The organism is Mycobacterium genavense ATCC 51234 (genome assembly GCF_000526915.1).
Lineage (GTDB): Bacteria > Actinomycetota > Actinomycetes > Mycobacteriales > Mycobacteriaceae > Mycobacterium > Mycobacterium genavense.
The window spans coordinates 1-11,391 of sequence record NZ_JAGZ01000006.1 but is presented as its reverse complement, the minus strand read 5'-3'; the positions used below and the strand labels follow the sequence as shown (position 1 = coordinate 11,391).

The 11,391-nt window shown below is 67.0% G+C and carries 9 protein-coding genes and 1 riboswitch; all 9 genes read right to left on the bottom strand.

Features of this window, described 5'->3' with window-relative positions; translation table 11 throughout:
- Positions 1 to 3 precede the first annotated feature (3 nt).
- Positions 4 to 345, bottom strand: coding sequence for a DUF732 domain-containing protein (locus T428_RS0114615; RefSeq protein WP_025737072.1), 342 nt, complete (start codon positions 343 to 345; stop codon positions 4 to 6).
- Positions 346 to 351: 6 nt separating this feature from the next.
- Entirely contained in the window at positions 352 to 1,530 is a 1,179-nt protein-coding gene (locus tag T428_RS0114610) for a PPE family protein (protein ID WP_025737071.1), read from the bottom strand.
- 21 nt (positions 1,531 to 1,551) lie between these two features.
- Positions 1,552 to 2,754 carry a PPE family protein gene (locus tag T428_RS0114605; protein ID WP_025737070.1) on the bottom strand — a complete coding sequence of 401 codons (1,203 nt, stop codon included), beginning with the start codon at positions 2,752 to 2,754 and terminating at the stop codon, positions 1,552 to 1,554.
- A 342-nt stretch (positions 2,755 to 3,096) separates the two neighbouring features.
- Positions 3,097 to 3,273: riboswitch (M-box (ykoK) riboswitch) on the bottom strand.
- A 123-nt stretch (positions 3,274 to 3,396) separates the two neighbouring features.
- Positions 3,397 to 5,229, bottom strand: a complete 1,833-nt coding sequence (gene eccA / locus T428_RS0114600; protein WP_025737069.1) for a type VII secretion AAA-ATPase EccA — start codon at positions 5,227 to 5,229, stop codon at positions 3,397 to 3,399.
- Positions 5,226 to 6,422: a type VII secretion protein EccE gene (eccE, locus tag T428_RS0114595; protein WP_025737068.1), complete on the bottom strand. Its 1,197-nt coding sequence runs from the start codon at positions 6,420 to 6,422 to the stop codon at positions 5,226 to 5,228. The genes eccA and eccE overlap by 4 nt, the downstream gene beginning before the upstream one ends.
- 18 nt (positions 6,423 to 6,440) lie before the next feature.
- Positions 6,441 to 8,297, bottom strand: coding sequence for a type VII secretion-associated serine protease mycosin (locus T428_RS0114590; protein WP_025737067.1), 1,857 nt, complete (start codon positions 8,295 to 8,297; stop codon positions 6,441 to 6,443).
- Positions 8,275 to 9,786 carry a type VII secretion integral membrane protein EccD gene (gene eccD, locus T428_RS0114585; RefSeq protein ID WP_025737066.1) on the bottom strand — a complete coding sequence of 504 codons (1,512 nt, stop codon included), beginning with the start codon at positions 9,784 to 9,786 and terminating at the stop codon, positions 8,275 to 8,277. Before eccD ends, T428_RS0114590 begins: the two co-directional genes overlap by 23 nt.
- Positions 9,787 to 10,045: 259 nt before the next feature.
- On the bottom strand, positions 10,046 to 10,948 hold the full coding sequence (locus tag T428_RS0114580; protein ID WP_025737065.1) for an ESX secretion-associated protein EspG: 903 nt from the start codon (positions 10,946 to 10,948) through the stop codon (positions 10,046 to 10,048).
- A 91-nt stretch (positions 10,949 to 11,039) separates the two neighbouring features.
- A complete protein-coding gene (locus T428_RS0114575) occupies positions 11,040 to 11,324 on the bottom strand; it encodes a WXG100 family type VII secretion target (RefSeq protein WP_025737064.1) in 285 nt (94 codons plus the stop codon).
- Between the last annotated feature and the right edge of the window lie 67 nt (positions 11,325 to 11,391).

The following is an 11,391-nucleotide window of genomic DNA, read 5'->3' as shown; positions in this document are numbered from 1 at the left end:
CGGTTAGCTACCGCCCCCGGAGCCGGCATTGGTGCCGCCGCTATCGGTGGACAGCCGCTCGGGGCAATAGGCCATGGCGGCCGCCTTGGCGAACTTGGCGGCGCCGGCCATCGTGAATGCCGGGTTGAGATCGCGGATGTCGCGGATGATGTCCAGCTGAGACGTCCCGGCGTTGGCTAGGTCGCAAACCTTTTGGCCCGCCTTGATCGCGTGTTCCGGGTCGTGATAGGTGATGCCCGCGTTGCTGAGCGCGGCGAGGAATGCGTCGTCGGCCGGGTCTGCGTGTGCCGGTGCGGCCAGGCCGACCAGGACGGCGCCGCTCGCCAACAGTGTTACTGCTTTCATCGGTGGCTAACCGGCGGCGGGCGGGCGTCCGATGACGCGCGGGCGGAACCCATAGATCGGGTCGGCGAATTCGTCCTCGTGCGGCCCGGGAACGCCAGCCAGCGGCACCCCGGGCATGCCCATGGCCCCGGCCTCTTCCATCACCATCGGCGTGGCGGCGCCAAAGCCGTGGTACGCCCCGGCGCCCACCTGCGTCGTCGCCGAAACGGTGCTGACCGTTGCACCGGTGGCGGCCCAGCTCGGCGGAACCGAAAGGCCTCCGACCAGACTCGCCTGCCCCAGGCTGGCGGTGGCCGCCGCACCCGGCAGGCTCGTCACCGACGATGCCAGGCCCGCGCTGTTGAGCCCGGCCGACAGATCCTCCAGCCCTGACGTGGTCGCGCCTTGTACGGCCGCGTTCGCGAAGGCCGTGGCGGCGGGATCGATCATGGTCGTCGGGTTCAGAATGCCGTTGGTGGTGAAGGCGTTGGACAGGCCGGAGACGCTGTTGTTGTTCAGGAAGGCGCCCAGCAGATTCGGGGTCGAGTTGCTGAAAGTGTTCAGCAACCCGGAGAGCCCGGTCGTGTCGTCACCCGAGCCGGGTGTGAATATGCTGTCCCCCGCTCCGGCGGCCAGGGTGTTGTTGACCGCGTCGGTCTGCAAGGCCGTTCCGTCCGTGGTGGTGTCGGACTGCGGTTCGCTGAACGTCGTCATTCGGCTCGCCGCGCGCGACGCGGTGCTGTAGCCGGTCATCGCGGAAGCGTCCTGCGCCCACATCTCGCCGTATTGCGCATCGGCGGCCGCGATGGCGCCGGTATTTTGCCCCAAGATGTTGCTGGCCACCAGATTTGCCTGCAAGGTGCGGTTGGCTGCGATGACCGGCGGGGGGACCATCGCGGCAAACGCGGCTTCGTATGCTGCCGCGGCGGCGTTTGCCTGTGCGCCGGCCTGCTCGGCCTGTACCGCGGTGGTGTTCAGCCACTCGAGATACGGCTGCACCGCCGCCGCCATCTTCGCCGAAGACGGGCCGAGCCAGCCCTCGCTGACCAACGACTTGACGATGGCTTCGTAATCAGTTGCTGCAGAACGCATTTCAGCCGCCAGCGCGTTCCAGGCGGCGGCGGCGGCCAGCATCGAACCCGACCCCGGACCGGCGTACATCTTCGCCGAGTTGACCTCAGGCGGCAAAGCCCCGAAATTCAGCATGACATCTCCTCCTGAAGTCTGTTAGCCAGCGGCCGGTGGACGTGGCATGACGACGGGCCGAAACCCGTACCGTGGGATGGCCCGGCGCAATCGCTTGCCGGTCCCACCGAGCGGTCCGGCGACGGCACCCGGCCCGCCCGCGGCCGGCGTTCCCGAGGACCCGATGTCGCTGAGCCCGGTGACCGGTGCCGGGCCCTGACCAGCAGTGACCGTGGCTGCATTACTCCAGCTGGGCGGCACCGACATCGAACCCACCAGATGTGCGTTGCCTATCCCGGCGGTGGCGCCGGTCAGGCCCGCGGCCGGGACCGTGCTCGACGACAAGGCGGCCGTGGCGCTTTCGGCGCCGGCGCTGAAGTCGTCCAGCCCGTCCAGCGTCGTGGCCGCCGTCTGCAGGAAACTGAAGCCTTCGACCGTGGAAATGATAGTTTGCGGGTTGAATGGGCCGCCGGCAATCGAGCCGTTGAGGATCGAGTTGGAGAAGAAATTGCTGTTAAGGAAGTTTCCCAGCGCGGTGTTGTTCGACCCGTCCAGGAAGTGGGTCCAGTAGTCGATGGCCGAACCCGAAGCGGCAGGGCCGTTGATGTCACTCGACGAGCCATCGGCCGAGAAAGTCGACATCATCGACCGCGCGGTCCCGGCCGACGTGTTCGCCGCCTGGTTGACGGCGTCATTTTGTTCGGCCACCGCGTCCGGAGTGGTGTTGGTCTGTGGCGAGGTGAACGGCGTCATCTGCGCCGCGGACCTCGAGGCCACTGCGTAGCCGTTCATCGCCCCGGCGTCCTGCGCCCACATCTCCATGTAGTGGGCTTCGGTGGCCGCGATCGCCGGGGTGTTCTGTCCGAAGATGTTGGTAGCCACCAGGTTCGCCAGCAGAGTGCGGTTGGCCGCGACGACCGGCGGGGGCACCGTCATGCCGAACGCGGCCTCGAAAGCTGTCGCGGCCGCATTGGCCTGTATGCCGGTCTGCTCGGCCTGGGCGGCGGTGGTGTTGAGCCACGTCAGGTACTGTGCCGCTGCGGCCAACATGGAGGCCGAGGACGGACCGATCCAGCCCGCGCTGCTCAGCTCGCGAATGACCGACTCGTAATCGGTTGCCGCGGAGCGTATTTCGGCCGCCAGTGCGTTCCAGGCCGCGGCAGCAGCCAGCAACGGCCCCGACCCGGGACCGGAATACATTCTGGCCGAATTGACTTCCGGCGGTAGCGTCGCAAAATCCAGCATGGTTCCCCCTCGGCGCTCAGCAGGCGACGGCTGTGTTGGCTGCCTCGGTGGCCGCACACGAACCGGCAGTGGTCTGTACGTTGACAGAGGTCATCGGAGTTCTCCTCAGGAATAAGGGTGAGCCAAAGACGCGACCCTTGCCGGGACATACACCGATTGCGCAGCGCGGTCAGCGACTCGGTGCATGCCGATATGCGAGAGCGAAGCCTTACTCGGCTCGAACGGAACGTCATCGATCGAGAATGGGGACTAATTTCGTTCTCACCTCCTTCAGGCCTGGGCACACCGAGATGCCTCTTATTCTGCACGAAGGGGTAGAAGCATCCGGCGCATTCGCCGGATCCGGCACCCCTCTCATCAGAGCTTCGGCACCACACTGCGTATCCGGCCGATCAAAGCCAGAAGCCACTTGGGCTCAACCCTTAAGCCGGGAAGAGCTATCCTGACCCTGGGCGTCTTTCGACGTTTCAGGTCAGTGGCCTGTATCCGTAATGGAAGCCTCACCTAACGAGGTGCTTGCACACGTCATGTTGGCATCCAGGACGGGGCGAGTCAAGCTTACTGCGAGGCGTTCGCAACTATTCACTGCGCCACCACACCGATTCCATGCGGGAGCCCCGCGACCGTGTTAGCGCGGCGCCGCTAGCTCGACTTCTTCTCGGCGACCGCCGCGCTGAGCCCCTCGAGCAAATCGTCGCCGGTGAGCTCCCTGAACCGCAGCAGTTGAAGCTCGGTGAATTCGGTGGTGTCACTTGCCAGCACCGCGTCGAGATCCTCGTCGTCGAGACGGAAGCTGCGGTGGTCGCGGGCCTTCTCCACCACATTTCGCACGAAGCCGGCATTCCCGAGCGTGTCGATACCGCGAATCAGGTCCCCGTCTTCGGAGTAGCTCTCGTCGCGGTAGAACTTGGTGTACGACGGCAGCAGTGCCTCGGCCGCTTCCTCCGTGATGACGTCTTGGTTTTCCTGCCCCATCAGGCGGGTCAATGCGACGAGCTCGTCCGGGGTGTAGCTGAAGAACTCGATCACGGTCGAAAAGCGCCGTCGCAGACCCTGGTTCACGTCCAGCATCTTGTCCATCGCCTTGGCGTAGCCCGCGCCGAAGACCACCAGATCGTCGCGATGGTTCTCCATGTACAGCAGCAAGGTGTTGATGATCGCGTTGCCGTACGGGTCGCCCTGCTGATACCCCTTCTCGTGCAACGTGTGCATCTCGTCGAAGAAGACCGCACCGCCCAGCGCCTCCTCGAGCATCTCCTCGGTGTTCTTCTCCGCGTCGGCCATGTAGCGGCCCAACAGCTTGGTGCGGCTGGTCTCCACCACCACCGGTTTGCGCAGCACCGTCAACCCGCACAGTTGCTTGCTGAAAGCCCGTGCCACGGAAGTCTTTCCGGTACCGGGCGGCCCCAGCAACAAGGTATGGCGTGAGGTCACGGGGACTGGTAGGCCCATCTTCGCGCGGGCCAAGTTCACCTTGGTCGTGGACTTGATGAGTTTGATCTCCCGCTTCGCCCGCTCCATGCCCAGCATGGCGTTCAGCTCCGCGTCGCCCTCTTCCAAGTACTTGGCCGCCGTCTCGGCCTGCCGGGCCGCCTCGGCCTGGGCCCGGGTCGGTGCACTGTCCGGGTCCCACGGGTCGGTTCGCGCCTCGATGGTTTCCGGATCGGTCAGCACCAACTGGTAGTTGGGGTTGTCCAGGGCTTCGCGGGCCGGGCCGAACTTCGGGTCCCGCGAATACACCCGGCGCAGTACCTCGACGGCTTCTTCCTCGCGCCCGAGATGCCGCAGGCACATGCCCTGGGTGTACAGGGCGACGGTGGCCGCACCCGGTACCCGATCCGGCTCGATCGCGTGCTGGCTGCGCCGGATCGCCTCCTCGAAGACCCCGAGCGACGCCAGCGCCGTGGTCGCCATCGCCGCGCCGGCGGCCTTCAGCTCGGGGTTGCGCCAGATCTTTCCCTCCGGGAATTGCACCAGCACGTCCGGCCATCGCCCGGCGCGGAAGTAGAGAATCCCGCGCACGTAGGCGATCAGCTCTTCGTCGATGGGCTGGCGGGGTTCGACCCGATCGAGCAACTCGACGGCTTCCTCGAAGCGCTTCGCCTCCGCCAGCACCGCCGCGTAGGCGCACGCGAGCGACTCCACGGACAGCACCGCCAGCCGCAGAAACAGCCCGTCGGAGACGTCCGGATGGAATTGCATTTCGGTGACACCGAGCCGACGGGTCTCCCAGCCGAACGTGCCGACCGCCGCCCAGGCTCCCGCGAGCACCTCGAGGCTCTGGTCGCCCGCCAGCAGCCGGGCCAGCCAGGCGTCGCACATCGCGGGGTCCAGCGTGGTCGCCGTGGTGAACATCCGCAGCGCCACTTGCGGGTTGTGGCTCGGTTGCAGCCCGTTGACGGAGATTCCCGACGCCAACAGGCCGGCAACCATTGCGTTACGGGCGTCCTCCGCCGTCGATTGCGGGCGGCTCATTGACCTGCGAGCAAGCGCTCAGCGCCCTCCCGTGCCTGGCCGACCTGGAGCACCAAGTCGTCGTCCTCGAGGAGCCCCCGGGTGGGCACGACCAGCAACGGGCGGGTCGTCGGGGCAGGCAGGCTGGCGCGTACCGCGGCCAACTGGCGGCCGGTGAGCCGGTTGAGGCCGGACGATACTCCCCTGGGCAGCCGGCTATCGCTGTGATAGCGCACCCAGCTCGACACCTCGGGATGGCCGTCGTCCGCGGTGAGCTGGATCGTCACGACGGTCGCCTCGGCATCGGGCTGCCACAGCTCCTCGAGCGTTTCGGTGGTGATGTCCGACGGCGTCAGCCAGAAGCTGGTCGCGAAGCCGTTGAAGTGCTTGAGATAGCGCCATCCGGGCCGGCTCCAGGTCGGTTCCAGATCGGCCAGCACGGCGCTGTCGACCTCGGCGATCTCCTCGGCGGTCAGTGGCCGGGGCGCACAGCCCGGCGCGTCCACGTCCTGGACCAGCCGCTCCGTCGCCGCCACCAGCGTTGAAGCCAGCGAATCGCGGGCCGCCACCGCGGCGACATTGGCCTGTGGGTTCATCCGCAGCACCAGCCAGGTGCGCCGCACGTACGAGGCGGGCTGATCGCTGACCAGTCCCCACTCCTCGGGACCCAGCTTGTCGAGCTTGGACAACTCGGCGGCGTTTCCGCCGCGGCGCATTTGCACCGAGACGATGTCGATGCCGTCCAGGCTGACGTCGAACTGGCGCAGGCCGGCGGCGACCGATCGGACCAGCACGCTGGCCGGTGGCGCGCTCTTCTGGCGGTGGTGGCGCGACGCATCGTCATCGCCGTCCAGCGCGATCACCGTGACCAGGCGGCCGTCGTACTCGCGCACCCCGACCTTGTCGCGCCCGTACCGGCGCTGGTAGTCGATCGCGGGCGTGCACCCCGCGGCCAGCGTGGTGCCCGGGTCGGCCGACCAGTCCCAGAGCCATCCGGCCAGGCCGGAGGTCACGGTCAGGCCATGATGGGTGACCACCGACAGCAGCGTGATGATCGCCGAGATGCCGACGCCGACCCACCAGGCGATGTGGTATCTGCCCTGCCAGGAGTCGGGGCAGTGACTGGCGATCAGCAGGATCCCGACGACGACCAGGAACACGACGGTGACCCGCGCCCACGACAAAGACAACCCAAACCTGCGCTGAGCCTTCATGCTTGTACTGCTCCGCCCTTATTGTTGCTGCCTGCGGCGCTTCATCAACGTCGCGATACCAAATACTGCCCCGCCGATCAGTAGTGCTCCGGTCAGCCCCCCGGCCGCTACCCAAACGGGCAGCATGTCGCGGTGCGGCGGCGCCTTCGGCACTTTCAACGGTATCGACAGCTGCTGCGGGGGCTTGAGCGGCCCGTCGGGAATGTCCCAGGTCAGCGCCGCCACCGGGTCGATGACGCCGTAGCCGAGCTGGTTGTCGACCCCGCGGGCCGGCGCACGCGCGGAGCGCTCCAACCGGTTGATCACCTGATACGCGGACAGCTGGGGGTACTTGGCGCGGACGAGTGCGGCCACCCCGGACACGATCGCGGCCGAGAAGCTGGTGCCGCTGGGAACCAGCAGCGAATTGTCCGGCCCGTCGATCGCGTTCATCAAGCCGTCGTCTCGCGGCGAGAGCCCGACGACGTCGGTTCCGGGCGCGGCGATCCCCACCCACGGTCCGGCGACGCTCGACGAGCCCTGCCCGTTGGCGCCCTGGGTCTGCGGGTGACCGTCGGCATCCACCGCGCCGACGGTCAGGACGTACTCGCTGAACCAGGAGGGCGTCACCACGGTGGTGACGGCGTTCCAGTCGCGCGGGTCTTTGGGCTTCAGCGGGTCGAAGATCGGGTTCTGCTTGCAGTCCTTCTTGCTGGTGTCGCCGGCGGCGGCCACGATCACGGCGTTACGCTCGACGGCCGCATAGCGCACCGCCGCCCCCAGCGCCCGCTGGTCGACGATATTGCGGGCACTCATGCAGGTCACATCGGAAATGTTGATCACCGAGGCACCCAGGTTGGCGGCGTGCACGATGGCGCGGGCCATGGTCTCGACGCTGGAGATCTTCGCCGAGGTCTGTGGGTCCTCGTCGCCGGTGTAGGCGTCCTTGAGGCCGAACGCCTGGCTGGACTGGCGGATCGCGATGATTTCGACGTCGGGGGCGACACCGCTGTAGGCGTCGGGCCCCGCCGACGGTGCCGGTGGTGGAGGCGGCGGCGTCGGCGCTAGCGGGTGTGGATTGCCGGCCTTGATCGTCTGCGCGCCACCGGAATACGCCGGAATCGTCACCGTGCCGCCGCCGTGGTAAGCGGCGCCGGGAGCCGCCGGCGCGGGTGGCGGTGGCGGACCCGGCGGTGCTCCCTGCGGAGCTTGCGACGGTGGGGCCGGCGCGGGCGCAGGCTCCGACGGCGGTGGCTGCGGAGCCCAGGGCGGCGGCGGTGGGCCCTCGGACGGCGGCGAGGCCGGAACCATGGTCACGGTCTGGGGCAACGGGGACAGGGTCACCGTCTGCGGCGGCGGCGCTTTCGGCGGCGCCTCGGTGGTGGGAATGGTGACCGGCTTGCGCGGTCTCGCCGCCGGTGGCGGGACCGCGCCGTTTGCCGGTGCCGCACCGATCATCGATGCCACGATGGTGCCGTGGGCGTCGCAGTCGGACAGCCCGTCACCGCCCATGACGTAGTCCCCGCCGGGGATCAGGTGCGGAAACCTGGGGTGCGGGGTGACACCGGTGTCGATGACGGCGACCTTGATCCCGGCGCCGCGGCCGAACTGCCATGCCTCCTGCAGGTTCAGCATGTCCATGTACTTCGGCTGCAGCTTGAAATTGGTGCCGGGCAGCACGCCGACCTCGGTGCAGTAGGAGTTCTGCTTCATCGGCGCCGGCGGGCCCGGCGGACCGTCGGGCGGCACCGCCGCTGGGTCGATGGTCGGCGGCGATATCGCGTACGCGGGCGGTAAGCCGGCGAGCGAACCCGACGTCAGCAGGAGTGCGGCTATCGCCGCACGGGATACGCGCCTACGCCACACCTTGCCGTTACCGGTACCGAATTGCCGCATAGACATTCATCAACCACAACGCCAGCGGGAAGATCGGCATCAGGCAGACGTATTCAATCCACTCCACGAACTTGCGGAACAGCGGGCTGTAGATGCTGTTCGGCACGACCGCGGCCGCTACCATACCCGCGGCGGGCAGCAGCACCAAGATCCCGACGCAGACCGACACCGACAGCGGCGACTGCAGTTCCAGTGCGTAGCGCACGACGACCGTCGCAACGATCATCACCGACGTCCCGGCCAGGGTGATGGCCTGCAGACGGTCCACGTAGGAGCGGCCGCGCAGCATCAGGAAACCAGCGCAGAAGCCGGCCAGCAGCAGCGGCAGCCACCGTTGCCCGGTATGCGGGTCCGACAGGCCCGGCAGCGAGACCACCATCAGCACGCCGAAGCCGACCAGCAGGCCCGACAGGAACGACCGGGCACGCTCGGCCTGCAGCAGCACGTCGCGCACCGACGCGGGTCCCTCGAGCACCGGCGGGCCGCCGTCGGTGCGGGTCACGGTGGTGGGCAGATCGGGCCGGGCCTCGAAGACCCAGCGGCTGGTGGCCGACGGGAAGACCGGCAACCGGATACCGGACAGCCGCCGGGCCATGGCCGGTGCGCACTGGTAACCGATCACGGAGACCAGCACGATCGTCGTCAGCATCGTCACGGCGCTGGTCATCGCGACCATTCGCGCCAGGGCAGCGATCGTCGCCAGCGAACTGACGGTGATGATCGCCGTATACAACCCGAGCCGACGCCCGGTGAATCGCAGAGCCAGTATCGCGGCAATCGTGAGGACGCCGAAGCCCAGCACCGCATGCGGCGATCCGACGCCGCCGGGTGGTGCCGCGGCCGCGGCGACGGTCAGCGGCCCGAGGCTGCTCCCCAGCATGATGTCGGCGATACGGCGATCGGTGTTCGATTGGGCGCGCATCAGCAGCATCATCGAAACGCCCAGCGCGACCCCGGCGATGACCGCAGCGTAAATCGTGGTCAGCCACGAATTGTGGTGCCAGCGCCACCAGCCCAGCAACGCGGAGGCGAGCAGCACGCCACCGGCCACCATCGCGGCACCGACCTGCACGGCAACGATCGGGTCGATCGCGGCGAAGCGCTTGCTCAGGTTCTGCGAGACGGCGGTGGAGATGTGCTCGATGACCTGCGAACGCTTCTCGGTGTCGGGGATGAACCGGATCCACAGACGGTCGCCGTCGAGGACGTCTTGCTCGGTCAGCGATTGGGTGGCCCGCAGCGGAGAACCGTCGACCAGGCACAACGCCCACTTGCCGCGACCGGTCGCCTCCAGTGGAGTCTCGCCGAGCTCACGCAGGCGGGTGTTCACCACCTTCAGCAACGGGTCGGTCATCACCGAGACCGGGGCGTTTGCGTCCAGCAGAACGCCGATTTGGACACCCTCGCCGGCCATGATGCCGACTACGACTGCCCGAGGTTGTGAGACTCCCTCGATATCAGTCTGTGGCGCATCAGCTACCGCAGTCATCGGGCTGCACCCCTGTCGTGGTGGACGTGTGGCTCCGGGTCGCCAGTCGCGCGGAGGGCCCTGTCGATTTACTTACCGAGGCTTCGGAAACCAGTAGTTCGACGTTTTCCAATTCCATTTACCCCGCCTCGCGATTGATGAATCCGGTGACACTCATTTTCGCATTTGCCGCTAATTATTAGAGCAGTATGACGCTTTTGTGGCCTGGCCGCACCCTGAGTTCAAAAACGTTACACGCCTTAACATTTGATACTTCTCTTTACACCCTGCTGTGGGTCTTCCACTCGCCGTACGGAAGTGTGTCGAGCACGGTCTTGACGCCCACTTGCACGAGCTGTGGGGTCGCGGGACAGATCGCCAGCCAGGCCTCCCCCGAACCCGCGGTCCGCGCCTGTTGATAAAGCGCGATGCGGCTGCCCGAACCGTCCTTCAGCGACAGCACGGACGCGCTGGGTCCTTTGGCGTCGTCCCGGTATTGGCGCGCATACACAGCAACTTCGGCCGCCGGGTCCGAAAGCGCCTGTCCCAGCGCGGCGACGGTGGCGGCGCTGATGCCCATCCGCCGCAGGTCGCCGCCGGAGAAAACGTTGAAGCCGGACTCTTGCCACGACTTGGTGGCCTCCAGCATGTCGTCCAGTGGCACGTTGACCGCGTTGATCGCGGCGGGCTCGGCGTGGTGAATCGACTCCAGGCCGTCCAGCACGAGGGCCGCGATCGACGCGCTGTCGGCGACGGCGACGTCGTCGACGGTGATGTCGGCGCCCACCCGGACCGCCGATACCCAGTGCTGCCCGCGTCGGGCCAGTACCACCCGGAACTCGTTGTCCGGGATGTCGCGCGAGCCGGGCGGCTGGTTCTCGTCGTCTACGACGCCGTACAGCAGCTTGCCCCGCGACAGCAGTGCGATGACCTCGAGATCCGGCGCGGCGAGCACCCGCATCCGCTCGGCTACTTCTTCGTTGACATCGTCGCCGACGACGATGCCCTGCTCGCGCATCACCTTCATGCCGGGGTGATCGTTGAGCCAGTCACTGCTGTCGGTGGATACGTAGGGCCGGCACCGCAGCTCCGGAGCGACGTGGCGAATGTCCAGTAACGCCTGCAGCATCCAGAAGCCGTCGACGTTGACGGTGATGTCGGTGCGAGTGCTCTGTTGGTCCATCAGTACCCCAGACGATCGTTGTACACGGTAACCGCAGGACGCGGCAGCACACCGAACGGATGGTGTGCTGCCGCGCCTAAAGTTTCGGGTGTTAGGCCCAGCTGGACCCGACGGCGCTGTCGGTGCTGGCCATGTTGTTGCCCGCGGCCTGCACCTTCTGGCCGTGCTGGTTGGCCTGCTCGTAGATCACCTGGAAGTTGCGACCCAACTGGGTGATGAACTCCTGGCAGGCAACCGAACCGGCGCCGCCCCAGAAGTCACCGGCAGCCAGCACATCGCGCACGATGGACTGGTGCTCGGCCTCCAACGAAGCGGCCTGCGCACGGATCAACGCACCGTGCGCGTCGACGTCTCCGAACTGGTAATTGATCGACATTGTCTATGTCCTTCTGAGTTGAAAGTTTTGGAAACCAGTGGTTTTCGCGGTTAGTGGCTGAGGGCCT